Consider the following 24254-nt stretch of genomic DNA (forward strand, 5'->3'; position numbering starts at 1 on the left):
GAGCCCATCTCGCGCTGGCGGCCATCCGGTGCTCGGTTATAGTCAGCCCATGTTTGATGTGCTGGTCTACCTGTACGAGAACTACTGGCGGCCCGACGCCTGCCCGGATCACGAGCAGTTGACGCGCAAGCTGTCGGCAGTGGGGTTTGAAACCGATGAGATCCAGGAAGCCCTGAGCTGGCTGGATGGGTTGACCGCCACCACGGAAATGGCCCAGATCCGGTTGCCTGCGCAGGACAGCATGCGGATCTACCAGCCGCGCGAGTTGTCGCTGCTGGGCGAGGATTCCGTCGGGTTCATCAGCTTTCTCGAGTCGGCAGGTGTTCTGACGCCGCCGCTGCGTGAAATGGTGATCGACCGGGCCACGGCCATCGGCACCGGCCCATTGGATCTGGACGATCTGAAGATCATCGTGCTGATGGTGTTCTGGAGCCTGGGTGAAGAACCCGACGCGCTGATCCTCGACGAACTCTTCGTCGCGCCGGAAGAGCGGTTGATCCACTGATCGGCATCTGCATCTGCAGAAATGCGAAACGGCTGCCTCGGCAGCCGTTTTGCTTGGAAGGTCGATCCACAGACTCAGTGGACCAGACGACCGGGGTCCGCACTGATCTTGCGCAGGGCGTCCCGGGTGGCGGCCATGGTCAGGGGTTCGTCCTCCACCGACACCAGCAACCCGGCCTGCAGGAAGGCCGCCAGACGCGCCTTCTGGAACAGCACGCATCGGCCCTGCGGGTTCACGAAGAGGGAGAGCTGCTTGTGCATGCCCTGCCAGGCCAGGCGCACCGTCTCATGCCGCCCCCGGAAGTCCAGGGTGAAGGCCGAGCCGACCTGGAGCTCCATCGCCGCGGCCAGCATGGAAGGCCCTGGCATCGAGCCCCCCTCGGCCACGATCTCCAAGCCCTCGTGCTGATGGTTGGCCTCGTCGAGCACCCAGCTGTCGTCCAGTTCGAAGTCATCGTCGGGCATCATCTCCTCGATGGTCGCCAGACGCTGCTTGAGCTGCTCAAGCTGCTCGTTGGACATGCTGATGCTGCGCGCACTGAAGGCAGCTGTCAGGGCCGCATTGAGCGCCTTGATGGCATCTTCCTGACGCTTGGCATCCAGCCCAGCGGCACCCATGCCCTGACGCACCACGCCCAGCAGACGGGGCAGTTTGCGGATCACGTCGGCGCGCTCTTCGCGGGTGGTCTTGGCCGTGGCCATCCACATGAGGTCGGTCGCAGCCTCGCGCACGGCCTTGACCTCGCCACTCTTGGCGCCGTGACGCACGGCCGTGGTGGCCAGCACGTCAGCCCAAATGTGGAAGAGGAAGTCACGCACCCCCTCCTGCACCGGCACATCGGCCAGCATCTTGCGCAGTTCGATGGTGTACTGGATCGCCAGCGTCTCGCGCTGCTCGATCTGCTGGGCCAGGGACACGCCCGCCTTGGTCGCTTCGTTGTGCTCCCGGAAGTACTTCTCCAGGAACTTCTCGAACTCGTTGAGCACCGCCTGGAACACCCGTCGCCCGGTGTCCGGAAAGGCCTCGACCACCTGCACCACGCGTCGGATCTCGGCTTCCAGTGGCGTGCCGATCAGGTCGGCATTGCCCTCGAAACCCATCACGCAGGCGCCCATGCGGTCGATCAGCCGGCGTGCGGGGTGATCAGCCCCGGAGAAGAAGTCGGGCTCGGCCAGGGCCACCCGCAGCACCGGCATCTGCAGGCGGGCAAAGTAGACCCGCAGTGCGGCCGGCACGCGCTCATCGGTCAGGATGGCCTGGAACAGCAAGGCCACCAGCTCGACCGTGGCCCGCTCTTCCGGCGTGGCGGCCGCCTGCTTGAGGGTCTGCTGACGCTCCCGCAGTTCCGCAATCAAGCGCGCAGGCGAGACGACCTCTTCGGTGCCTGCGGCCTGGGCCGCCACCTCGGCGGCCACCCGTTGCTGCACCTGCCCCATGGCCTGGGACAGCTGCTGAGAAGGCACGCGTGCCCCCCCCTGCTGGCGGAACCCGGGCACATGCTGATCCAGGATGTCCCCAAAACGCTGCAGAACGACATCCGCACGCGGCAACGCGCCATCGGACTGTCGGGTCATCAGACGGGTCTCTTCACCCAGGTTGCCCCGGCCGCTGACGCCCGTGTCCGCGCCTTGAGCGGTCACCGGCCCGCCCGTGCCCGTGGCGGGAGGTGCACCGCGGCCGGCGTCATAAGCGGGTGCTACGCCACCCGTCCCGCCCCCCGGGGCATGGCCAGCCACCGGCCCGCCGGCGGTGGCGCCCGCGTCGCCCGCCGGCGCATCGGTGCGAAAGTCGACGCCAGGCCGCAGGGTCAGACCCGGCCCCCGGCCGCGGGCCGGCACCTGACCGGCACCGGCCGCACCGTGGCCCCGAAGGCTCTCGGGCATGACACGAGCGATGTTGGCCCCGAGCGGCGCAGGCATGGCCCCGTGCCCACCGCCAGCTGAAGACGACGGCGCGGAGGCCGCCCACTGCCCCGCTGGTGACGCTGTGCTCACCCCGGCCCGGTGGTTCTCGGCCCCGTCCAGCGGCACGGAACTGGTGGTGGTCCCCTCCGTCCGCCGGATGAAGGGGCGCAGATCCACCTGGGGCAACACGCCCTGTTCGACCAACCAGGCGTTGGTCTCATGGAACACGCCCTCCAGCAGCTCCGCTCCAGCCTTGTGCAGGGCCGGCTCCAGCGCACGCCAGCTCTCCAGATCCATCCCGGCATTGAGCCAGGCCCGCACCATGCAGCGGGCAATGATCTGGGGACGGAAAAGATCGTCGTCTTCCAGATCCGGCTGGCCACTGAGCTGCCCCAGGCGGGCCCGCAGGTCGGCGAACTCCCAGGTGGTCTTGTCCAGCAACGCCAGGGTCAGGCGCGACACCAGGATGTTGCGTGTGACCGTTTCGTCGTCCACGAGGGACAAGCCGCCCCCGGTGCTCAGGCCTGCGCTGAGCGTCGTCAGGGCGTGCCCGGTCCCCGGTGCCGCCAGCTGCTCACGGACCTGCTTGGCGACCTCCGGCAGCCACTGCCGCCCATGGCGAACCAGCGACTGCAGCATGTCGGCCCGCTGCTGCGCGATGGCGCGCTCAGCCAGCTCTTCGTTGAGCTTCTGTGCGAGCCGGACGGCGGCGTCGAGCAGAGGCTGCAGGTCTTTCAGGACCAGGTCAACGTAGTGGCGGCGGGCTTCGTCCAGCGTGGGCAGACCAGCGGCAGCGGCAGGCATCGATGCGTGCGAGGTGGGCAGTGATCCGTTGACTCTACACCACAGCCCCAGCGTTGGGGTCACCCGGGTCGGAATCCTTCGTCCCGGTTCCGCCGCCCTTGACCAGATCATCGCGGCTCACGCCCAGCCACATGGCGATGGCCGCCGCCACGAAAACCGACGAGTAGATGCCGAACAGGATGCCGATGGTCAGCGCCACCGCAAAGTAGTGCAGGGTCGGGCCGCCGAACAGCAGCATGGACAACACCATCATCTGCGTCGAGCCGTGGGTGATGATGGTCCGGCTGATGGTGCTGGTGATGGCGTGGTCGATCACCTCATGGGTGTTCATCTTGCGGAATTTGCGGAAGGCCTCCCGGATCCGGTCGAAGATCACGACCGACTCGTTGACCGAGTAGCCCAGCACCGCCAGCACCGCCGCCAGCACGGAGAGCGAGAACTCCCACTGGAAGAAGGCGAAGAAGCCCAGGATGATGACCACGTCGTGCAGGTTGGCGATGATGGCCGCGACGGCGAACTTCTTCTCGAAGCGGATCGCCAGATAGCCCATGATGCCCAGCACCACGAAGATCAGGGCCTTGCCGCCGTCCCACACCAGCTCCTCACCCACCGAGGGGCCGACGAACTCGGTGCGCGACAGCGTCAGCGGCTCGGCCGCAGCGGCCTGGCAAGCCCGCCGACTGCCCTGCTCTCCCTGCGGCGTCGTGTATTGCTGCTCGGTCACCGAACCGTTCTCTGCAGAGCACAGCTGGGTGAAGACCCGCGCGGCCAGCTCCTGGGGCTTCGCGTCCTTGCTGACGGGCAGGCGGATCATCACATCGCGCGAGGTGCCGAAGTTCTGCACCTGCACGTCGCCGAAGCCCATCTTCTCGACCACGGCGCGCACCCGCGCCAGGTCGGCCGATTGGGCGTAGGACACCTCGAGCACCGTGCCACCGGTGAACTCGTTGGACAGGTGCAAGCCGCGGGTGACCAGGAAGAACACCGCGGCCGCGAAGGTCAGCGCCGAGATGAGGTTGAACACCAGCGCATACCGCATGAACGGGATGTCGCGCCGGATACGGAAGAATTCCATGGAAAGCCTCTTGAGAGTCTTTGGCGTCTCGGAAGACGGGGCGCGAAATCAGCGGACGTCGTTGGACGGCGGCTGGGCCGCAGCCCCACCGTCGGGCCGCCAGACCTGACCAATGGACACCGCCTTGAGCTTCTTCTGCCGGCCGTACCAGAGGTTCACCAGGCCACGCGAGAACATCACGGCCGAGAACATCGAGGTCAGGATGCCCAGGCAGTGCACCACGGCAAAGCCCCGCACCGGCCCGGAGCCGAAGGCCAGCAACGCCAAGCCCGCGATCAGGGTGGTGATGTTCGAGTCCAGGATGGTGGCCCAGGCCCGCTCGTAGCCGGCGTGGATGGCTGCCTGCGGCGATGCCCCGCCACGCAACTCCTCGCGCACCCGCTCGTTGATCAGCACGTTGGCGTCAATGGCCATGCCCAGCGCCAGGGCGATGGCGGCAATGCCCGGCAGCGTCAGCGTGGCCTGCAGCATCGACAGCACCGCCACCAGCATCAGCAGGTTGAAGGCCAGGGCCAGCGTGGAGAACACGCCAAACATGGCGTAGTAGATGCACATGAACACCGCGATGGCGGCGAAACCCCAGGCCAGGCTGTGAAAACCCTTGGCGATGTTGTCCGCCCCCAGGCTCGGGCCGATGGTGCGCTCTTCGATGATCTCCATCGGCGCGGCCAGCGAACCGGCACGCAGCAGCAGGGCCGTGTCATTGGCCTCCTGCGTGCTCATGCGGCCGGAGATCTGGAAGCGCGTACCCAGCTCGCCGCGGATCACCGGCGCCGTCACGACCTCGCCCTTGCCCTTCTCGAAGAGCAGGATGGCCATGCGCTTGCCGATGTTGTCGCGCGAGATGTCGCGCATGATGCGCGCGCCCTTGGCGTCCACCGTCAGGTGCACCGCCGGCTGCTGGTGGTCGTCGAAGCCCGGCTGGGCGTCGGCCAGGTTCTCGCCGGTCAGCACCACCTGGCGCTTGACCACCAGGGGGCCACCGCCCCGCTCCACATAGAGTTCGTCACCGAAGGGCACCGGGCCGCTGCCAGTGGCGGCCGCGGCGGCCTCGGCGCCGTCGTCCACCATGCGCAGTTCCAGCGTGGCGGTGCGGCCGATGATGTCCTTGGCCTTGGCCGTGTCCTGCACGCCAGGCAACTGCACCACCACGCGGTCCAGCCCCTGCTGCTGGATCACCGGCTCGGCCACACCCAGCTCATTGACCCGGTTGTGCAGCGTGGTGATGTTCTGCTTGAGCGCCGCCTGCTGGATCTTGATGGCTGACTGGGGCTTGAGCTCACCGGTCAGCACCAGGTCGCCATTGGCACCCGCGGAGGGCGTCCACTGCATGTCCGGCTGGGTGTCGTTCAGCAAGGCCAGCGCCTGCTGGCGCGTGGGCTCGTCGCGAAAGTTGACGACGATGGCATTGCCGCTGCGGCTGATGCCGCTGTGGCGGATGTTCTTGTCGCGCAGCGCGGTGCGCACGTCGCCGGTCATCGACTCGGCCTTCTTCTCCAGTGCGGCCTTCATGTCGACCTGCATCAGGAAGTGCACGCCACCGCGCAGGTCCAGGCCCAGGTACATGGGCAGCGCGTGCAGGGACGTGAGCCACTGCGGCGAACGCGACACCAGGTTGAGCGCGACGATGAAGGTGGGATCGGCCGGATCGGTGTTGAGCGCCTTGCTCAGCGCGTCCTTGGCCTTGAGCTGGGCATCGGTGGTCCCGAACCGGGCCTTGACCGAGTTGCCTTCGAGCTGGATGTAGTCGGCCGAGAGCTGGGCGTCGCCCAGCACCTGCGCCACACGGGACTCGAGCGCGGAGTCCACCTTGATGGTGGCCTTGGCACTGGACACCTGCACTGCAGGCGCCTCGCCAAAGAAGTTGGGCAGGGTGTAGATCAAGCCGACGACCAGCGCCAGGGCCAGCACGGCGTACTTCCACCAGGGATAACGATTCATGGGCAGTTCGCGGGACCGGCCCGCGCCATGTGACAACGGGGCGCCACCGCCCCGTCCCGGAAGGCCCCCTTGGGGACCTTGTCCTACTTCTTACTTCAGCGTGCCCTTGGGCAGCACGCGGCTCACCGACTGGCGCTGCACCTGGACTTCCACCCCTTGGGCCAGCTCCACATGGACCACGCTCTCGCCCACCTTGGAAATGCGGCCCATGAGGCCATTGGCCACCACCACTTCGTCACCCTTGGTCAGGTTGTCGACCATGGCCTTGTGCTCTTTCTGCTGCTTGATCTGCGGGCGGATCATGATGAAGTACAGCGCCACCAGCATGATCACCAGCGGCAGGTACTGGGCCAACCCGGCCAGGCCCCCGGCGGGAGCGGCCACATCGGCGGCGTAGGCGTTGGAGATGAACACGTCTCGATTCCTTCTGCATGAGGCGCGGCCGGGCTTGTTCGACCCACCGCGCAAATAGGGTGTCCAGGCCGGACACGTGAACGGAGCATTGTAGGGCGCCCGCCAGAGCACCGTGGACGGCGCCCCAAGCAAAAAGCCCTCGGGGCTTGCGCACCGAGGGCTTTTTTCAGAAGCTTGGTTGCGGGGGCAGGATTTGAACCTGCGACCTTTGGGTTATGAGCCCAACGAGCTACCAGACTGCTCCACCCCGCGACTGAAGCTGCAATTATGGCACGACTTTCAAATCAGAGTCCAGCCTTTTCCAAAGTTTTTATAAATTCCTCGGCCGGCTCAAAGCCGACGGCCCGCACACCGCTCTCCTTGCCCTGCGCATCGAAGAAGATCGTCCCGGGCGGACCGAAGAGCTGAAAGCGCTGCAACAAGGCCTTGTCCTGGGTGGAATTGGCCGTGACATCCGCCTTGAGCAGCAGGGCCTTGCCCAGTCGCGCCTGCACCCCGCCATCACTGAAGGTAAAGCGCTCCATCTCTTTGCAAGCCACGCACCAGTCCGCGTAGAAGTCCAGCATCACCGGACGGGTTGTCGTCCGCAGGATCTGGTCCAACTCTTCCACCGAGGCCACACGGCGGAAGTCCAGAGCAGGTGCGGCCACCACGGGCGAGGCCACCGCACCGCTCCAATGGCGCAGCGGCTGCAGGGCGTCGGAGCCCCCGGAGGCCGCCCCAGCGAGTTGCATCACCCCATAGGCCAGCGCGGCAACGCCGCCCGCCCGCTGCAGCCACACCCGGGGCGTGCCGCTGTGGGGGTGGGCATCGAAGGGGCGCAGCATGAAACCCACCACCAGCAAGAGGCCCGCCCACAGCGCCAGGGCCAGGGATGATGGCAACGCGGGCTGCGCGACCCACAGGGCCACCCCCACCAGCACCAGGCCGAAGAAGCGCTTGACGGCGTGCATCCAGGCGCCGGAACGTGGCAACCAATGACCTGCCGAGGCGCCCAGCAGCAGCAGCGGCATGCTCATCCCCATGGCCATGGCGAACAGCGCAGTACCCGCCAGCACCACATCGCGGCTCTGACTCAGGAAAACCAAGGTCCCGGCCAGCGGGGCGGTGACGCAGGGGCTGACGATCAGGGCGGAGAGTCCCCCCATCACGAACACGCCCAGGAACTGTCCGCCGGGCAACCGACGGGACATGCCATCGAGATGGTTGCTCAGGGCATGCGGCAAGCGCAGTTCATAGACATCGAACATGGCCAGGGCCAGGACCAGCAGCAGACCGGCGAAACTGAGCAGCACCCAAGGCGTCTGCAAGGCAGCCGCCAACCCCTCGCCGGCCAAGCCAGCCGCCACGCCCATGGCCGTGTAGAGCAAGGCCATGCCCAAGGAATAGGCGAGCGCCAGGAGAAAGCCACGACGCCGGCTGGTCGCCTCGCCGCTGCCCGCGATGATCGAGGACAGGATGGGCAGCATGGGCAGCACGCACGGCGTGAAGGCGAGCAGCAGGCCCATCACCCAGAATCCGCCAATGATCGCCCACCAGTGCCCGCCCTTGAGCAGGGCCTCGATGCGATTGGCGCCCCCCTGCGTCGCCGCCGTCCCCGCCTCCACCGCCGAGGCCATCGGCGAGGGCGTGACGGCTTCGGCGGGAGAGACCGCAGGCGATGCTGCAAGCGCCCCGTCGACCGACTCCTGCACGGTGTCGTCGCCGCCGAAACCCTTGAGCGAGACACGGAAGACCTTGGTGATCGGCGGGTAGCACAGGCCGGCCTCCGCACAGCCCTGGTAGGTCACGCGCAGCGTGAAGGGCCCCGGGGCCTGCTGCACCGGAAGCCGGAATGCCAGCGGCCCATGGTAGGTTTCGACGTTCTTCTGAAACGTCGTGTCGAACTTGACCTGACCGGCGGGAAGCGCGGCCTCGCCCAGCGTGGCACCGTCTGCTTCGAACTTGAAATGTTCGCGGTAAAGGTAATAGCCCGACGTGATCTGGAAGCTCAGGCCGACCGCCTTGTCCTGTGCGGTCGGTGCCGCCAGCACAAAGGCCTGCTCCGGGTCGAGGAAGTCATCCCCGGCCGCATGGGCGCCCCCCTGAACACCCAGGATCGCCAACAGAGCCAGGCCCCAGCACAGCGGGCCAGAACGGAAACAAGCAAGGAAAGACTGCAGCATGATGGGCACTGAGACGGCGCCGAGGCACCTGGGTTCCTGACAGGGATCGCACCCCCCAAGAAAAAAGGGTCAGCGCTTGGCTGACCCTTCTTCTGTCGGGAGGTGACGCGCCACGGTGGGCGGCGAGACCAACCTTATTCGGCGGCTTCCCCGGCGGCCGCAGCCTCCTCGGGGCGATCCACCAGTTCGACGAAAGCCATCGGCGCATTGTCACCGACGCGGAAGCCCATCTTCAGGATGCGGGTGTAGCCGCCCGGACGGGTGCTGAAGCGCTTGCCCAGGTCATTGAACAGCTTGGTGACGATGTCGCGGTCACGCAGGCGGGCGAAGGCCAGGCGGCGGTTGGCGACGGTGTCGACCTTGGCCAGGGTGATCAGCGGCTCGACGACGCGACGCAGTTCCTTGGCCTTGGGCAGGGTGGTCTTGATGGCTTCGTGCTGCAGCAGCGACACGGACATGTTGCGCAGCATGGCGGCGCGATGTTCGCTCGTGCGGTTGAGCTTGCGGAGACCGTTACGGTGACGCATGGTGCTTTCCTTTCTCTTTATGGAACCCCGGCCGGATCAGGTACCGGGGTGTGCACAGTGCCCGGGTGGGCGGCAAACGGGGCCGGCATCCGCCGGTCCCCAAAGCAATCAATCAGCGCTTGTCCAGACCTTGGGGCGGCCAGTTCTCAAGACGGGCGCCCAGGGTCAGGCCACGGGAGGCCAGCACTTCCTTGATCTCATTGAGCGACTTGCGACCCAGGTTCGGGGTCTTCAGCAACTCGGTCTCGGTGCGCTGGATCAGGTCGCCAATGTAGTAGATGTTCTCGGCCTTCAGGCAGTTGGCCGAACGCACCGTCAGCTCCAGCTCGTCCACCGGACGCAGCAGGATCGGGTCGAACACAGCCGAGCTCTTGGCGCTGCCAGCCTCGCCCAGACCGGTCAGCACATCGCCGTCCAGCTGCGCGAACACCGCCAGTTGCTCCACGAGAATCTTGGCCGAAGCACGGATCGCTTCCTCGGGCGAGATGGCGCCGTTGGTTTCGATCTCCATGACCAGCTTGTCCAGGTCGGTGCGCTGCTCCACACGGGCGTTCTCGACCGCGTAGCTCACGCGCTTGACCGGCGAGAAGGATGCGTCCAGCACGATCCGGCCAATCGACTTGGTCGGCTCATCGGCGTAGCGGCGCAGGTTGCCCGGCACGTAGCCACGGCCCTTCTCGACCTTGATCTGCATGTCCAGCTTGCCGCCATGGGCCAGGTGGGCGATCACATGGTCGGGGTTGACGATCTCGACGTCGTGCGGAGTCTGGATGTCGGCAGCCTTGACGGGGCCTTCGCCTTCCTTGCGCAGCACCAGCGTGACCTCGTCACGGTTGTGCAGACGGAACACCACGCCCTTGAGGTTCAGCATGATGTGCACCACGTCCTCGGCCACGCCGTCGACGGTGGAGTACTCGTGCAGCACGCCGGCAATGGTGACCTCGGTCGGTGCGTAACCCACCATCGACGACAGCAGCACGCGACGCAGCGCGTTGCCCAGCGTATGGCCATAGCCCCGCTCGAAGGGCTCCAGCGTGACCTTGGCGCGGTTGCCACCCAGGGGCTCCGCAACGATGGCTTTGGGTTTCAGCAGATTGGTTTGCATGTAAGTCCTGTTCCTCTCAATACCCTCGGCTCGTTACACCGATAAGGCTGACGGACCACGCCGGAAGCACAAAAGCCCGCCGCGGAACCGGCATGCCGCAGCGGGGTTCGACCTGGCGCACGAGCGAGCGCAGGCCCGAATCGTCATCAACGCGAGTACAACTCGACGATCAGCGATTCGTTGATTTCGGCACCGAACTCATCGCGGTCCGGCACCTTCTTGAACACACCCTCCATCTTGGAGAGGTCGACCTGCACCCAGGCCGGCAGGCCGATGGAATCGGCCAGCTTCAGAGCGTCAGCCACGCGCAGCTGCTTCTTGGCCTTTTCGCGGATGGCGATCACGTCGCCGACCTTCACCTGGTACGAAGCGATGTTCACCACCACGCCATTCACGGTCAGGGCCTTGTGCGAGACCAGCTGGCGCGCCTCGGCACGGGTCGAACCGAAACCCATGCGGTAGACAACGTTGTCCAGGCGGCTTTCCAGCAGGGCCAGCAGGTTGGCGCCGGTGTTGCCCCGACGGCGATCGGCTTCAGCGAAATAACGGCGGAACTGGCGCTCCAGCACCCCGTACATGCGCTTGACCTTCTGCTTCTCACGCAGCTGCAGACCGAAGTCGGAGGTGCGCGAACCCGAAGTGCGACCGTGCTGGCCAGGCTTCGATTCGAACTTTGCCTTGTCGCTGATGGCGCGGCGAGCGCTCTTCAGGAACAGGTCGGTGCCTTCGCGGCGAGACAGTTTCGCCTTGGGGCCAAGATAACGTGCCACTGCAGTGTCCTTTGTCTAATCTGACGCGACCCGACCGGGAACTGCACTGGCAGTTGCACGGCGGACCACGCAAGTCTGGCGGGTATTGTTGGATGCGCTCAGACGGTGGCGCCCGACGGGCACGGGCAGCTGGTGCACATGCAACATCGGGCTGGAGAGTTGAAACAGCCGACGGCGGATCGCTCCGCAGCCGGCGTTTCAGGTAACTCTAAATTATAGCGAGGGCAACGCCCTCACTGCAAGTTAGATGCGACGGCGCTTTTGAGGGCGGCAGCCGTTGTGCGGGATCGGGGTGATGTCCGAAATCGAATTGATCCGGATGCCCAGCGAGGCCAGGGCACGCACCGACGACTCACGGCCAGGGCCCGGGCCCTTGATGCGGACGTCCAGGTTCTTGATGCCCTGCTCTTGCGCAGCGCGGCCGGCCATTTCGGCAGCCACCTGGGCCGCGAAAGGGGTCGACTTGCGGGAACCCTTGAAACCTTGACCACCCGAGGACGCCCAGGACAGCGCGCCGCCCTGACGATCGGTGATGGTGATGATGGTGTTGTTGAACGACGCGTGCACGTGGGCAATGCCGTCCGCCACGTTCTTGCGGACCTTCTTGCTCACACGCCGCGCGGCGCTGTTGGCAGGGGACTTGGCCATGTCTTTATCTCTTCAGATGTTCGGTTCGAGCCGGGCTCACTTCTTCAGCGCGGCGGCACCCTTGCGCGGACCCTTGCGGGTGCGGGCATTGGTGCGGGTACGCTGGCCGCGCATCGGCAGACCACGGCGATGACGAAAGCCGCGATAGCAGCCCAGATCCATCAAACGCTTGATGTTCATGGACTGTTCGCGACGCAGGTCGCCTTCGATGGTCAGCCTGCCGACTTCATCCCGGATCTTTTCCAGGTCGCTGTCGGTCAGGTCCTTGACCTTCTTCGAAAAGGGAATGCCAACCGCTTCGCAGATCTTCTGCGCCGTCGTACGGCCGATGCCGTAGATGTAGGTCAGACCGATTTCCGCGTGCTTTTGCGGCGGAATGTTGATACCAGCAATACGTGCCATGGTGCTTCCTTGGATTCGCTCTCAGCTCAACCTTGCCGCTGCTTGTGGCGGGGGTCGGTGCAGATCACGCGCACCACGCCGTGGCGGCGGATGATCTTGCAATTGCGGCACATCTTCTTCACAGATGCTGCGACTTTCATGATCTTCTCCTTGACCTTCTCTAACACTCACTTCGCCCGGAAGACGATGCGAGCGCGACTCAAATCGTAGGGCGTCAACTCGACCGTCACCTTGTCACCAGGCAGGATGCGGATGTAGTGCATGCGCATCTTGCCGGAGATGTGTCCCAGAACCACATGCCCGTTTTCCAGTTTGACCCGGAAGGTGGCGTTGGGCAGGTTCTCCAGAACTTCACCCCGCATCTGGATGACGTCGTCTTTCGCCATGTTCAACCCACGCTGAACCGTAGCCTGTTCAGCTTGCCTTGAAATTCGCCTTCTTCAACAGCGACTCGTACTGCTGACTCATCACATAAGACTGCACCTGGGCCCAGAAATCCATCGTCACCACCACGATGATCAACAGGGACGTGCCACCAAAGTAGAACGGCACGTTGTACTTCAGGACCAGGAACTCAGGCAGCAGGCATACCAGCGTGATGTAGATCGCACCAGCGAAAGTGAGACGCGAGAGGATCCTGTCGATGTGCTTGGCCGTCTGATCACCAGGACGGATCCCGGGGATGAACGCACCGCTCTTCTTCAGGTTGTCCGCCGTCTCGCGGCTGTTGAACACCAACGCCGTGTAGAAGAAGCTGAAGAACACGATCATGGCCGCATACAACAGCACATAGATCGGCTGCCCCGGAGACAACGCCCCCGAGATGTCCTTCAACCAGCGCATGTTGTCACCGGTGGCAAACCAGCCCACCACCGTTGCCGGCAGCAGGATGATCGACGACGCAAAGATCGGCGGGATCACGCCCGACATGTTCAGCTTGAGCGGCAAGTGCGACGATTGACCGCCGTACACCTTGTTGCCCACCTGACGCTTGGCGTAGTTCACCAGGATCTTGCGCTGCCCCCGCTCGACGAACACCACGGCAAAGGTCACCAAGATGACGATCGCGATGATGAACAGGCAGGCGATGACACTCATCGCACCGGTACGAACCAGCTCGAACAGACCGCCGATGGCGTTGGGCAAACCTGCCGCAATGCCGCCGAAGATCAGAATCGAGATGCCGTTGCCCAGACCGCGCTCGGTGATCTGCTCACCCAACCACATCAGGAACATCGTGCCGGCCACCAGGCTGACCACCGTGGTCACACGGAAGCCGAAGCCCGGATCCAGCACCAGACCTTGCGACCCCTCCAGAGCCAGGGCGATGCCCAGCGACTGGAAGAGACCCAACACCAAGGTGCCGTAGCGGGTGTACTGCGTGATCTTGCGACGACCGGACTCGCCTTCCTTCTTCAGCGCCTCCAGACTCGGCACCACGTAGCTCATGAGCTGCATGATGATCGAGGCCGAGATGTAGGGCATGATGCCCAGCGCGAACACCGTGAACCGCGACAGCGCGCCACCCGAGAACATGTTGAACAGGTTCAGGATGCCGCCCTGCTGCCCCTGGAACAGGGACTGCAGCTGCTGCGGATTGATGCCGGGCACAGGAATGTGCGCCCCGATCCGGTAGACGACCAGAGCCAGCAGCAAGAAGATCAGCCGGCGACGCAGGTCGCCGAACTTACCAGTCTTGGCCAGCTGATTGGGTGCGGTTGCCACAGGCGTGGGATCCTCTGACGATCAGACTCAGGCGACCTGGCCGCCAGCAGCCTCGATGACGGCCTTGGCACCGGCAGTGGCGCCGACACCCTTCAGGACCACCTTCTTGGACAGCTCGCCAGACTTGATGACCTTCACGTTCTTCACGATCTGGGCCACCAGGCCAACTTGCTTCAGGGCCAGCACGTCCACTTCCGCCAGATCCAGCGCCTGCAACTCACTCAGAGTGATCTCGGCGTTGTACTTCAGCAGAGCAGACTTGAAGCCGCGCTTGGGCAGACGACGATGCATGGGCATCTGACCGCCCTCAAAGCCGACCTTGTGGTAGCCGCCAGCGCGGGACTTCTGACCCTTGTGGCCACGACCGGCGGTCTTGCCCAGGCCAGAACCAATGCCGCGACCCACGCGACGCTTGGCGTGCTTGGAGCCGTCGGCCGGCTTGATGGTATTGAGTTCCATGTTGCTTTTCCTTGTACCGGTGGGCGCCTTACAGCACCTGGACCAGGTAGGCAATCTTGTTGATCATGCCACGCACGGCGGGCGTGTCCTCCAGGACGCGCTCGCTGTTCATGCGACGCAGGCCCAGGCCACGCACGGTCTCGCGGTGAGACTGCTTGCAGCCGATCGGGCTCTTGACCAGCTTGACCTTGAGGGTCTTCTTGGCTTCCGTCATTGCGATTCTCCTGGGCCGATCAGTTGAAGATCTCTTCCACCGACTTGCCGCGCTTGGAAGCGACTTCAGCCGGGGTGGTGAGGTTCTTCAGCGCATCCAGCGTGGCACGCACCATGTTGTAGGCATTCGACGTGCCGTGGCTCTTGGCCACGATGTCGGTGATGCCCAGCACTTCAAAGACAGCGCGCATCGGGCCGCCGGCGATGATGCCGGTACCGGCAGGCGCGGGCATCATCAGCACGCGGGCGGCGCCATGTTCACCTTCCACACGGTGGTGGATGGTGCCGTTCTTCAGGCTGACCTTGACCATGTTGCGGCGGGCCGACTCCATGGCCTTCTGCACCGAAACCGGCACTTCCTTGGCCTTGCCCTTGCCCATGCCGACGCGGCCGTCGCCGTCGCCCACCACGGTCAGCGCAGCGAAGCTGAGGGTACGACCACCCTTGACCACCTTCGTCACGCGGTTGACCGCGATCATCTTTTCCTTCAGGCCGTCGTCATTGCCTTCGGCCTGAGCGCGGGGAGTGAACTTTGCCATTTCTGTATTCCTTCGCGATCAGAACTGCAGACCGGCTTCGCGCGCCGCGTCGGCCAGTGCCTTGATGCGGCCGTGGTAGGCAAAGCCCGCACGGTCGAAGGCCACCTTCTCGACGCCAGCGGCCTTGGCCTTCTCGGCGATGCGCTTGCCGACCAGGGCGGCGGCGGCAGCGTTGCCACCGTTGCCCGACAGCTGCTCGCGCAGTTCCTTTTCCACGGTCGACGCCGAAGCCACGACCTTGGCGCCGTCCTCGGAGATGACCGACGCGTAGATGTGGGTGTTCGAACGGTAAACCGTCAGGCGAGCGACGCCCTGCTTGGCAATGCGTGCGCGGGTTTGGCGCGCACGACGCAGACGCTGTTCTTTCTTGTTCAGCATGGTGTCGCTCCTTACTTCTTCTTGGTCTCTTTGATGACCACGCGCTCGTCGACGTAGCGGATGCCCTTGCCCTTGTAGGGCTCCGGCGGCCGGAACGCGCGAACTTCGGCCGCCAGCTGCCCCACCACCTGGCTGTCTGCGCCCTTGATGATGATTTCAGTCGGGGTCGGCGTGGCCACGGAGATGCCAGTCGGCATTTCCTTGACGACCGGGTGAGAGAAGCCGATCTGCAGATTCAGCTTCTGGCCCTGGGCCTGGGCACGGAAACCCACGCCCACCAGGGTCAGCTTCTTCTCGAAGCCCTTGCTCACACCGCTGACCATGTTGGCCAGCAGCGCACGGACGGTACCGCTCATGGCGTTGGCTTCGGTCGTTTCGTTGACCGGAACCACTTGCAGTGCGGCGCCTTCTTGCTTGACCGAGACCAGCGGGTGCGCCTGGCGCACCAGGGTGCCGTTGGCGCCCTTGACGGTGATCTGGTCAGCGGCGATCTTCACATCCACGCCTTGCGGGACGGCGATCGGCATCTTTCCAACGCGGGACATTTGCTCGACTCCTTCCGTTAGGCCACGTAGCACAGCACTTCGCCACCGACACCGGCAGCGCGCGCTTTGCGATCGGTCATCACACCCTTGGGGGTGGTGACGATGGCCACACCCAGGCCGTTCATGACCTGGGGAATGGCGTCACGGCCGCGGTAGATGCGCAGGCCAGGACGGCTCACGCGCTCAATGCGTTCGATGACGGGACGACCCGCGTAGTACTTCAGACCGATTTCCAGCTCGTTCTTGCCAGCCTCGCCCTTCAGGGCGAAACCGTCGATGTAGCCTTCGTCCTTCAGCACCTGGGCGATGGCCACCTTCAGCTTCGACGCCGGCATCACCACGGAGACCTTGTCGACGGCCTGCGCGTTGCGGATGCGGGTCAGCATGTCGGCGATGGGATCACTCATGCTCATAGCGTATTCTCCAATTCGCCTCGATTACCAGCTGGCCTTGATCACGCCAGGAATGTCGCCCTTGAAGGCGAGTTCGCGGATCTTGTTACGGGCCAGGCCGAAGGTGCGGAAAGTGCCGCGGGGACGACCGGTCAGGGCGCAACGGTTGCGCAGACGGGTCGGGTTGGCGTTGCGCGGCAGCTTCTGCAGCTCGAGACGGGCCACATAGCGCTCTTCATCCGACTTGTTCGCGTTGTCGATGATGGCCTTCAGCTCGGCGTACTTCTTCGCGTACTTGGCCACCAGCTTCTCGCGCTTTTCTTCGCGTTGCTTGAGGGAAAGTTTAGCCACGTGTCACCTCAGTTCTTGAACGGGAAGCGGAAGGCAGCCAGCAGGGCCTTGCACTCTTCGTCGGACTTGGCGCTGGTCGTGAACGAGATGTTCATGCCGCGGATCGCGTCGATCTTGTCGTACTCGATTTCCGGGAAGATGATCTGTTCCTTGACGCCGATGTTGTAGTTGCCACGACCATCGAAGGCACGACCCGAGATACCGCGGAAGTCGCGCACGCGGGGCAGCGCGATCGACACGAAACGGTCCAGGAATTCGTACATGCGGGCGCCGCGCAGGGTCACCATGCAGCCGATGGGCACACCGTCGCGGATCTTGAAGCCGGCGATGGCCTTGCGGGACTTGGTGACGACAGGCTTCTGGCCGGCGATCTTGGTCAGGTCGCCCACGGCGTGGTCCATGACCTTCTTGTCAGCCACGGCCTCGCTCACGCCCATGTTCAGGGTGATCTTGGTCAGGCGCGGCACTTCCATCACCGACTTGTAGCCGAACTTGGCCATCATGTCGGGGACCACCTTCTCTTTGTAGAAGGCTTGCAGTCGGGCGATGACTGCAGCTTGTTGCTGTTGACTCATGCTGGGTACCCCGCCTTAAGCCTTGATCTCATCACCGGTGGACTTGAACACCCGGACGCGCTTGCCATCGGCAGCGGTCTTGATGCCCACACGGTCCGCCTTGCCGGCAGCCGCATTCCAGATGGCAACGTTCGACTGGTGAATCGGCATGGTCTTGTCCACCACACCGCCGGTCGTGCCCTTCATCGGGTTCGGCTTGACGTGCTTCTTGGCAACGTTGATACCTTCGACCATCACATGGTCGGCATCCACACGCTCCAGCACGGTGCCACGCTTGCCCTTGTCACGGCCGGTCAGCACGACCACATGGTCGCCCTTGCGAATCTTGTTCATCGCGTTTCCTCTTTCTGCACCAGGCCGATCAAAGAACTTCCGGCGCCAGCGACACGATCTTCATGAAGCGCTCAGAGCGCAGTTCACGGGTCACCGGGCCAAAGATGCGGGTTCCGATCGGTTCGAGCTTGGCGTTCAGCAGCACGGCGGCGTTGCCGTCGAACTTGATCAGCGAGCCGTCCTGGCGACGCACGCCCTTGGCGGTACGCACGACCACGGCGCTGTAGACCTCACCCTTCTTCACGCGACCGCGCGGGGCAGCATCCTTGATGCTGACCTTGATGATGTCTCCAATGCCGGCGTAGCGACGCTTGGAGCCGCCCAGCACCTTGATGCACATGACGGACTTGGCGCCAGTGTTGTCCGCGACGTCAAGCCGCGATTGCATTTGAATCATGTGTATTCCCCAACTTGCTCCCGCCCCGCCTCACCCCCTTGGCGATGCGCGAGCGGTCAGTATTGGGCCCGTCTTGCAGCCACCGCACAGATTGCGCAACAGCTGCCGCTTGGGCTGAAACCGAAACGGCCTTGACTGGGTCTGCCTGATCGCTCTCAACAAGCAACCCGACTTACAGCCACACCTATTCCGGCGAAGCTGACGATTATCCACAGCCAGTCTGACGTTGTCAACACGTCGACCGCCGAGAAACGAAAAAACCGGAAGGCGCTTGCACACACCTTCCGGTTGCGGGCCCAGGGCGCGGACGCCCTGGACGTTCGATCAGACCAGACGGGCCTTCTCGACCAGGCGGGTCACCACCCAGTTCTTGGTCTTCGAGATGGGACGCGACTCGGCGATTTCGACGGTGTCACCCATGTGGTACTCGCCCTTCTCATCGTGGGCGTGGTACTTGCGGGATTGGCCGACGATCTTGCCGTACAGCGGGTGCTTGACGCGGCTCTCGACCAGCACGGTCACCGACTTGGAGCGCTTGTCGCTCACCACGCGGCCGATCAGGGTGCGCGTGTTCTTGGTGGCTTGGGTCTCGCTCACTTAGCGGCTCCCTTCTTCTCGGCCAGGATGGTCTTGGCACGCGCAATGTCGCGACGGGTCTTGCCCAGCAGCGAGGTGTTACCCAGCTGCTGAGTGCCCTTTTGCATGCGCAGGTTGAAGTGCGCCTTCAGGAGGTCGGAGACTTCCTTCTCGAGTGCAGCGACATCCTTGGCGCGCAGTTCAGATGCTTTCATGAATGCTCCTCTCAGGCGCCGATCTGGCGGGCCACGAAGGTGCAACGCAGCGGCAGCTTCGCAGCGGCCAGCGTGAACGCTTCACGGGCCAGCTCTTCCGGCACACCGTTGATCTCGTAGAGCACCTTGCCGGGCTGGATCTCAGCCACGTAGTACTCCGGATTGCCCTTACCGTTACCCATACGGACTTCGGCAGGCTTCTGGGAGATCGGCTTGTCCGGGAAGATGCGGATGAAGATGCGGCCACCACGCTTGATGTGGCGGGAGATCGCACGACGAGCCGCTTCGATCTGACGCGCGGTCAGACGACCACGCTCGGTTGCCTTCAGGCCGTACTCACCGAAGGACACCAGCGCACCACGGGTGGCGACACCCGTGTTGCGGCCCTTCTGTTCCTTGCGGAACTTGCGACGGGATGGTTGCAGCATGCTTATTCTCCTTTGCCCTCGGCAGCCGGAGCGGCCTTGCGGACACGCTTGACGGCGGCGGGCGCGGCACCGGCCTCGGCGGGCTTGTCAGCACGCGGGGCACGGTCACCCGGACGACCACGACCGGTCGGAGCGCCCGGACGGGCGTTGCGACGCGGACGGCGATCCTCTTCGGGGCCTTCGCTCTTGATCACGGGAGCCTCGCCGTTGGCCAGGCGGTCACCGCGGTACACCCACACCTTCACGCCGATCACGCCGTAGGTCGTCTTGGCTTCGGAGAAGCCATAGTCGATGTCAGCCTTCAGGGTGTGCAGGGGCACGCGACCTTCGCGGTACCACTCGGTACGGGCGATTTCGATGCCGTTCAGACGGCCGCCGGACATGATCTTGATGCCCTGGGCGCCCAGACGCATCGCGTTCTGCATCGCGCGCTTCATAGCGCGGCGGAACATGATGCGCTTTTCCAGCTGCTGGGTGATCGAGTCGGCGATCAGCTGCGCATCGATTTCGGGCTTGCGCACTTCCTCGATGTTCACGGCCACCGGCACGCCCAGACGCTTGGTCAGTTCGGCCTTCAGGTTTTCGATGTCCTCACCCTTCTTGCCGATCACCACACCCGGACGGGCGGAGTAGATCGTGATTCGGGCGTTCTTGGCAGGACGCTCGATCAGGATGCGCGACACGGCGGCGTTCTTCAGCCGAGCCTTGAGGTACTCGCGCACCTCCAGGTCTTCGGCCAGCATGCCGGCGAAGTTGCGGTTGTTCGCGTACCAGCGAGACGCCCACGCACGCGTGACGGGCAGGCGGAAGCCGGTCGGATGGATTTTCTGTCCCATGGTCTTCCTTTAGCCTCAGTTGCCCACGGTCACGTAGATGTGGCAGGTCGGCTTGCTGATGCGGTTGCCGCGGCCCTTGGCGCGCGCGGTGAACCGCTTCAGGGTCGTGCCCTGCTCCACGTAGATCGAGGTGACCTTCAGTTCGTCGATGTCCGCGCCGTCGTTGTGCTCGGCGTTGGCGATGGCGCTTTCCAGCGCCTTCTTGACGATGCCCGCAGCCTTCTTTTGGGTGTAGGCCAGGATGTTCAGGGCCTGGTCCACCTTCTTGCCACGGATCAGGTCCGCCACCAGGCGACCCTTGTCCACCGACAGGCGCACACCACGGACGATTGCTTTCGTTTCCATGTCAGTGCTCCTTACTTCTTGGCCTTCTTGTCCGCGGGGTGACCCTTGAACGTGCGGGTCAGCGCGAACTCGCCCAGCTTGTGGCCGACCATCTGGTCAGTCACATACACGGGGACGTGCTGCTTGCCGTTGTGCACGGCAATGGTCAGGCCGATGAAGTCGGGCAGGATCGTCGAACGACGAGACCAAGTCTTGATCGGCTTCTTGTCCTTCGTGGCCACGGCCTTCTCGGCCTTGGCTTGAAGGTGATGGTCCACGAACGGACCCTTCTTGAGTGAACGTGCCATGGTCCAGCCCTTACTTCTTGCGACGCGAGACGATGAAAGTCTGCGTGCGCTTGTTGTTGCGAGTGCGGTAACCCTTGGTCAGCGTGTTCCACGGCGACACCGGAGCCTGGCCTTCGCCCGTACGGCCTTCGCCGCCACCGTGCGGGTGGTCCACCGGGTTCATGGCGGTACCGCGGACGGTCGGGCGGATGCCCTTCCAGCGGATCGCACCGGCCTTGCCGTACTGACGCAGGTTGTGCTCTTCGTTGCTCACTTCACCGATGGTGGCGCGGCAATCGATGTGGATCTTGCGCACTTCACCCGAGCGCAGACGCACCTGAGCGTACGCACCTTCGCGGGCCATCAGCGTCACGGAGGTACCGGCCGAGCGGGCAATCTGAGCACCCTTGCCCGGCAGCAGCTCCACGCAGTGGATGGTCGAACCCACGGGGATGTTGCGGATCGGCAGGGTGTTGCCAGCCTTGATCGGCGCTTCCGAGCCGCTCAGGATGGTGGCACCGACCTCCAGACCACGCGGAGCGATGATGTAGCGACGCTCGCCGTCGGCATAGCACACCAGAGCGATGTGGGCCGTGCGGTTCGGGTCGTACTCAATGCGCTCCACCTTGGCGGGAATACCGTCCTTGTGGCGCTTGAAGTCCACCACGCGGTAGTGGTGCTTGTGACCACCGCCCTTGTGGCGCATCGTGATGTGGCCGTTGTTGTTGCGGCCAGCATTCTGCTTCTGCGGTTCCAGCAGCGAAGCTTCCGGAGCGCCCTTGTGCAGGTGCTTGTGAACGACCTTGACGACCGCACGGCGGCCGGGCGAGGTCGGCTTGACTTTGACGACTGCCATGATTTACGCGGCCTCCCCGGAGAAGTTGAGCTCCTGGCCGGCCTTCAGCGCGACATACGCCTTCTTCACATGGTCCCGACGGCCCATGTTCTTGCCGAAGCGCTTGACCTTGCCCTTCACGTTGACGACGGACACCGACTCGACCTCGACCTTGAACAGCAGCTCGACGGCGGCCTTGATCTCGGGCTTGGTGGCATCGCGCAGGACCTTGAACAGGACCTGGTTGTGCTTTTCGGCAACCTGGGTGGCCTTCTCGGAGATCACCGGGGCGACCAGCACCTGGGCCAGACGGCCCTCATTGAACTTGGCGCTCATTCGAACATCTCCTTGAGCTGTTCCACCGCAGCCTTGGTCACCAGCACCTTCTTGTAGAAGACCAGCGACAGCGGATCGGCGTAGCGGGGCTCGACCACCAGCACGTTGTGCAGGTTGCGCGAAGCCAGCGCCAGGTTGTCGTCCAGCTGATCGGTGATGACCATCACGGAATCCAGACCCATGGCCTTGAACTTCGAGGCCAGCAGCTTGGTCTTGGGCGCTTCCACGGTCAGCGAATCCACCACGGCCAGACGGCCATCGCGGGCCAGCTGGGACAGGATGGTGGCGATGCCAGCGCGGTACATCTTCTTGTTGACCTTCTGCGAGAAGTTCTCGTCAGGGGTGTTCGGGAAGATGCGACCGCCCCCGCGCCACAGCGGCGACGAGGTCATACCAGCACGCGCGTTGCCGGTGCCCTTCTGACGGAAAGGCTTCTTGGTCGAGTGGTGGACCTCGCGACGGGTCAGCTGCTTGCGGGTGCCGGAGCGGGCGTTGGCCTGATAGGCCACCACGATCTGGTGCACCAGCGCTTCGTTGTAGTCGCGGGCAAACACGGTGTCAGGAGCGTCCACCTTCGAGGTGGCCTGACCTTGTTCGTTCAGGAGCTCGAGTTGCATCAGTTGGCTCCCTTCTTGACCTTGGCCTTGACGGCCGGACGCACGGTCACGAAACCGTTCTTGGCGCCCGGCACCGCGCCACGGACCAGCAGCAGCTGGCGGGCTTCGTCCACACGGACGATGTCCAGGTTTTGGGTCGTCACGGTCTCGTCGCCCATGTGACCGGTCATCTTCTTGCCCGGGAACACGCGACCCGGATCCTGCGCCATCGAGATCGAGCCCGGCACGTTGTGCGAACGGCTGTTACCGTGCGACGCGCGCTGCGAGCCGAAGTTGTGGCGCTTGATGGTGCCGGCATAGCCCTTACCGATCGAAGTGCCCTGCACGTCGACCTTCTCGCCGGCAGCGAACAGCGTCACGGGCACGGTGGTGCCGGCCTTGTATTCGGCGGCCACGGTGGCTTCGACGCGGAATTCCTTCAGGATTTCACCGGCTTCCACACCTGCCTTGGCAAGGTGGCCGGCTTCCGGCTTGGTCACGCGCGATGCCTTGCGCGCGCCGAACGCCACTTGGAGGGCGCTGTAGCCGTCGGTCTCAACGGTTTTGACCTGGGTGACGCGGTTGTTGGACACGTCGAGCACGGTCACGGGGATGGCGTCGCCATCGTCCGTGAACACGCGCATCATGCCCACCTTGCGGCCCAGCAAACCGAGACGGTTGCTCAGACTCATGGTTTTTCTCCGCCCCTTCTGACCTCAATGGCTCGAAGGGCTGGGTTTTTCACAGACCCGACAGCGATTGGCCGGGTCGACGTACTCCGCCTCAGGCAGCTGCACCGAAATGCCACCACCCGAAACGGACAGTGGACGAAAGGCCGCCCGAAGGCGGCCAATCGTCCAAAAGCTTGCGAGTATAGCAGTTGTGGCGAATGCCGCAACTACCCTACCCGTGCGACAGCGGATTACTGCAGCTTGATCTCGACGTCCACGCCAGCCGGCAGGTCCAGCTTCATCAGGGCATCGACGGTCTTGTCGGTCGGATCGACGATGTCCATCAGGCGCTGGTGCGTGCGGATCTCGAACTGGTCGCGGCTGGTCTTGTTGACGTGCGGCGAACGCAGGATGTCGAAACGCTGCATGCGGGTCGGCAGGGGCACCGGGCCCTTGACGATGGCGCCAGTGCGCTTGGCGGTGTCAACGATTTCCAGGGCCGATTGGTCGATCAGCTTGTAATCGAAGGCCTTCAGACGGATGCGGATCTTTTGCTTTTGCATGACGGTTCCTTGTAAAGAGCGATGAAGCCGGCCTGGTGGAGCACCAGGACCGGCCGGTCATGCAATTACTCGATGATCTTGGCGACGACGCCGGCGCCGACGGTACGGCCACCTTCACGGATGGCGAAGCGCAGGCCTTCTTCCATGGCGATCGGGGCGATCAGCTTGACGGTGATCGACACGTTGTCGCCCGGCATCACCATTTCCTTGTCCTTCGGCAGCTCCACCGCGCCGGTCACGTCCGTGGTACGGAAGTAGAACTGCGGACGGTAGTTGTTGAAGAACGGGGTGTGGCGGCCGCCTTCGTCCTTGCTCAGCACGTACACCTCGGCGGTGAAGTGCGTGTGCGGGGTGATCGAGCCGGGCTTGGCCAGCACTTGGCCGCGCTCGACGTCTTCACGCTTGGTGCCGCGCAGCAGG

36 protein-coding genes and 1 tRNA gene are annotated in these 24254 nt (G+C 64.2%); 1 reads left to right on the top strand and 36 read right to left on the bottom strand.

The features are described 5' to 3' along the window. Positions 1 to 49 precede the first annotated feature (49 nt). Positions 50 to 505 (top strand): Smg family protein, encoded by a 456-nt coding sequence (locus tag M0L44_RS10575; protein ID WP_252769682.1) that lies wholly within the window; start codon positions 50 to 52, stop codon positions 503 to 505. Positions 506 to 579: 74 nt separating this feature from the next. Here M0L44_RS10575 and M0L44_RS10580 read toward each other — a convergent pair whose 3' ends face one another. The 36 genes from M0L44_RS10580 to M0L44_RS10755 all read right to left on the bottom strand — a co-directional run. Further along, positions 580 to 3213, bottom strand: a complete 2634-nt coding sequence (locus M0L44_RS10580) for a DUF1631 family protein (protein ID WP_252769683.1) — start codon at positions 3211 to 3213, stop codon at positions 580 to 582. Positions 3214 to 3247: 34 nt separating this feature from the next. Continuing rightward, positions 3248 to 4288, bottom strand: coding sequence for a protein translocase subunit SecF (gene secF / locus M0L44_RS10585; protein WP_252769684.1), 1041 nt, complete (start codon positions 4286 to 4288; stop codon positions 3248 to 3250). 48 nt (positions 4289 to 4336) lie between these two features. Beyond that, complete coding sequence (gene secD / locus M0L44_RS10590) at positions 4337 to 6229, bottom strand: protein translocase subunit SecD (protein WP_252769685.1); 1893 nt, start codon at positions 6227 to 6229, stop codon at positions 4337 to 4339. A 90-nt stretch (positions 6230 to 6319) separates the two neighbouring features. Beyond that, positions 6320 to 6643 carry a preprotein translocase subunit YajC gene (yajC, locus tag M0L44_RS10595; RefSeq protein WP_252769686.1) on the bottom strand — a complete coding sequence of 108 codons (324 nt, stop codon included), beginning with the start codon at positions 6641 to 6643 and terminating at the stop codon, positions 6320 to 6322. Positions 6644 to 6818: 175 nt separating this feature from the next. Further along, positions 6819 to 6895, bottom strand: a tRNA-Met gene (locus M0L44_RS10600). A 32-nt stretch (positions 6896 to 6927) separates the two neighbouring features. Beyond that, positions 6928 to 8748, bottom strand: coding sequence for a protein-disulfide reductase DsbD (dsbD, locus tag M0L44_RS10605; protein WP_354004122.1), 1821 nt, complete (start codon positions 8746 to 8748; stop codon positions 6928 to 6930). Positions 8749 to 8942: 194 nt separating this feature from the next. Continuing rightward, positions 8943 to 9335, bottom strand: a complete 393-nt coding sequence (rplQ, locus tag M0L44_RS10610) for a 50S ribosomal protein L17 (protein ID WP_022982206.1) — start codon at positions 9333 to 9335, stop codon at positions 8943 to 8945. A 112-nt stretch (positions 9336 to 9447) separates the two neighbouring features. Next, positions 9448 to 10440: a DNA-directed RNA polymerase subunit alpha gene (locus M0L44_RS10615; protein WP_252769688.1), complete on the bottom strand. Its 993-nt coding sequence runs from the start codon at positions 10438 to 10440 to the stop codon at positions 9448 to 9450. 146 nt (positions 10441 to 10586) lie between these two features. Further along, the gene (rpsD, locus tag M0L44_RS10620; RefSeq protein WP_252769689.1) at positions 10587 to 11210 is read right to left on the bottom strand and encodes a 30S ribosomal protein S4; all 624 of its coding nucleotides are present in this window, start codon (positions 11208 to 11210) and stop codon (positions 10587 to 10589) included. 243 nt (positions 11211 to 11453) lie between these two features. Then, positions 11454 to 11858, bottom strand: coding sequence for a 30S ribosomal protein S11 (gene rpsK, locus M0L44_RS10625; protein ID WP_022982209.1), 405 nt, complete (start codon positions 11856 to 11858; stop codon positions 11454 to 11456). Between the two features lie 36 nt (positions 11859 to 11894). Further along, on the bottom strand, positions 11895 to 12260 hold the full coding sequence (gene rpsM / locus M0L44_RS10630; RefSeq protein WP_252769690.1) for a 30S ribosomal protein S13: 366 nt from the start codon (positions 12258 to 12260) through the stop codon (positions 11895 to 11897). Between the two features lie 26 nt (positions 12261 to 12286). Further along, entirely contained in the window at positions 12287 to 12400 is a 114-nt protein-coding gene (rpmJ, locus tag M0L44_RS10635; protein WP_026096976.1) for a 50S ribosomal protein L36, read from the bottom strand. 27 nt (positions 12401 to 12427) lie between these two features. Further along, complete coding sequence (gene infA, locus M0L44_RS10640) at positions 12428 to 12646, bottom strand: translation initiation factor IF-1 (protein ID WP_252769691.1); 219 nt, start codon at positions 12644 to 12646, stop codon at positions 12428 to 12430. Positions 12647 to 12674: 28 nt separating this feature from the next. Then, positions 12675 to 13985, bottom strand: a complete 1311-nt coding sequence (gene secY / locus M0L44_RS10645; RefSeq protein WP_252769692.1) for a preprotein translocase subunit SecY — start codon at positions 13983 to 13985, stop codon at positions 12675 to 12677. A 27-nt stretch (positions 13986 to 14012) separates the two neighbouring features. After that, complete coding sequence (rplO, locus tag M0L44_RS10650) at positions 14013 to 14444, bottom strand: 50S ribosomal protein L15 (protein ID WP_252769693.1); 432 nt, start codon at positions 14442 to 14444, stop codon at positions 14013 to 14015. A 28-nt stretch (positions 14445 to 14472) separates the two neighbouring features. After that, the gene (rpmD, locus tag M0L44_RS10655; RefSeq protein WP_022982214.1) at positions 14473 to 14658 is read right to left on the bottom strand and encodes a 50S ribosomal protein L30; all 186 of its coding nucleotides are present in this window, start codon (positions 14656 to 14658) and stop codon (positions 14473 to 14475) included. A gap of 19 nt (positions 14659 to 14677) precedes the next feature. Beyond that, entirely contained in the window at positions 14678 to 15196 is a 519-nt protein-coding gene (gene rpsE / locus M0L44_RS10660; protein ID WP_252769694.1) for a 30S ribosomal protein S5, read from the bottom strand. Between the two features lie 18 nt (positions 15197 to 15214). Next, entirely contained in the window at positions 15215 to 15574 is a 360-nt protein-coding gene (rplR, locus tag M0L44_RS10665) for a 50S ribosomal protein L18 (protein ID WP_022982216.1), read from the bottom strand. An 11-nt stretch (positions 15575 to 15585) separates the two neighbouring features. After that, on the bottom strand, positions 15586 to 16119 hold the full coding sequence (rplF, locus tag M0L44_RS10670) for a 50S ribosomal protein L6 (RefSeq protein WP_252769695.1): 534 nt from the start codon (positions 16117 to 16119) through the stop codon (positions 15586 to 15588). A gap of 17 nt (positions 16120 to 16136) precedes the next feature. Further along, complete coding sequence (gene rpsH, locus M0L44_RS10675; RefSeq protein ID WP_252769696.1) at positions 16137 to 16532, bottom strand: 30S ribosomal protein S8; 396 nt, start codon at positions 16530 to 16532, stop codon at positions 16137 to 16139. Positions 16533 to 16556: 24 nt separating this feature from the next. Further along, positions 16557 to 16862, bottom strand: a complete 306-nt coding sequence (gene rpsN / locus M0L44_RS10680; protein WP_022982219.1) for a 30S ribosomal protein S14 — start codon at positions 16860 to 16862, stop codon at positions 16557 to 16559. A gap of 8 nt (positions 16863 to 16870) precedes the next feature. After that, positions 16871 to 17410, bottom strand: coding sequence for a 50S ribosomal protein L5 (rplE, locus tag M0L44_RS10685; protein WP_252769718.1), 540 nt, complete (start codon positions 17408 to 17410; stop codon positions 16871 to 16873). 42 nt (positions 17411 to 17452) lie between these two features. Further along, positions 17453 to 17770, bottom strand: coding sequence for a 50S ribosomal protein L24 (gene rplX / locus M0L44_RS10690; protein WP_252769697.1), 318 nt, complete (start codon positions 17768 to 17770; stop codon positions 17453 to 17455). A gap of 28 nt (positions 17771 to 17798) precedes the next feature. Beyond that, a complete protein-coding gene (gene rplN / locus M0L44_RS10695; protein ID WP_022982222.1) occupies positions 17799 to 18167 on the bottom strand; it encodes a 50S ribosomal protein L14 in 369 nt (122 codons plus the stop codon). A gap of 324 nt (positions 18168 to 18491) precedes the next feature. Next, a complete protein-coding gene (rpsQ, locus tag M0L44_RS10700; protein WP_022982223.1) occupies positions 18492 to 18764 on the bottom strand; it encodes a 30S ribosomal protein S17 in 273 nt (90 codons plus the stop codon). Then, positions 18761 to 18958, bottom strand: coding sequence for a 50S ribosomal protein L29 (gene rpmC, locus M0L44_RS10705; RefSeq protein WP_022982224.1), 198 nt, complete (start codon positions 18956 to 18958; stop codon positions 18761 to 18763). Before rpmC ends, rpsQ begins: the two co-directional genes overlap by 4 nt. A gap of 11 nt (positions 18959 to 18969) precedes the next feature. Further along, complete coding sequence (rplP, locus tag M0L44_RS10710; protein ID WP_022982225.1) at positions 18970 to 19386, bottom strand: 50S ribosomal protein L16; 417 nt, start codon at positions 19384 to 19386, stop codon at positions 18970 to 18972. A gap of 2 nt (positions 19387 to 19388) precedes the next feature. Then, positions 19389 to 20222, bottom strand: coding sequence for a 30S ribosomal protein S3 (gene rpsC, locus M0L44_RS10715; RefSeq protein ID WP_252769698.1), 834 nt, complete (start codon positions 20220 to 20222; stop codon positions 19389 to 19391). Positions 20223 to 20237: 15 nt separating this feature from the next. After that, positions 20238 to 20567 (bottom strand): 50S ribosomal protein L22, encoded by a 330-nt coding sequence (gene rplV, locus M0L44_RS10720; RefSeq protein ID WP_026096979.1) that lies wholly within the window; start codon positions 20565 to 20567, stop codon positions 20238 to 20240. Positions 20568 to 20578: 11 nt separating this feature from the next. Next, on the bottom strand, positions 20579 to 20854 hold the full coding sequence (rpsS, locus tag M0L44_RS10725) for a 30S ribosomal protein S19 (protein WP_022982228.1): 276 nt from the start codon (positions 20852 to 20854) through the stop codon (positions 20579 to 20581). Positions 20855 to 20864: 10 nt separating this feature from the next. Next, the gene (gene rplB / locus M0L44_RS10730; RefSeq protein WP_252769699.1) at positions 20865 to 21689 is read right to left on the bottom strand and encodes a 50S ribosomal protein L2; all 825 of its coding nucleotides are present in this window, start codon (positions 21687 to 21689) and stop codon (positions 20865 to 20867) included. A 3-nt stretch (positions 21690 to 21692) separates the two neighbouring features. Then, on the bottom strand, positions 21693 to 22004 hold the full coding sequence (gene rplW, locus M0L44_RS10735; RefSeq protein WP_022982230.1) for a 50S ribosomal protein L23: 312 nt from the start codon (positions 22002 to 22004) through the stop codon (positions 21693 to 21695). Then, the gene (gene rplD, locus M0L44_RS10740; RefSeq protein ID WP_022982231.1) at positions 22001 to 22621 is read right to left on the bottom strand and encodes a 50S ribosomal protein L4; all 621 of its coding nucleotides are present in this window, start codon (positions 22619 to 22621) and stop codon (positions 22001 to 22003) included. Before rplD ends, rplW begins: the two co-directional genes overlap by 4 nt. Continuing rightward, entirely contained in the window at positions 22621 to 23292 is a 672-nt protein-coding gene (gene rplC / locus M0L44_RS10745) for a 50S ribosomal protein L3 (RefSeq protein ID WP_252769700.1), read from the bottom strand. Before rplC ends, rplD begins: the two co-directional genes overlap by 1 nt. A gap of 230 nt (positions 23293 to 23522) precedes the next feature. Next, a complete protein-coding gene (rpsJ, locus tag M0L44_RS10750; protein WP_019561663.1) occupies positions 23523 to 23834 on the bottom strand; it encodes a 30S ribosomal protein S10 in 312 nt (103 codons plus the stop codon). A gap of 65 nt (positions 23835 to 23899) precedes the next feature. After that, positions 23900 to 24254, bottom strand: a 355-nt coding sequence (locus M0L44_RS10755; RefSeq protein ID WP_494337296.1) for an EF-Tu C-terminal domain-related protein, incomplete at its 5' end; no start/stop codon positions are given.

This window comes from Ideonella oryzae (genome assembly GCF_024055665.1).
Taxonomy (GTDB): Bacteria; Pseudomonadota; Gammaproteobacteria; order Burkholderiales; family Burkholderiaceae_C; genus Ideonella; species Ideonella oryzae.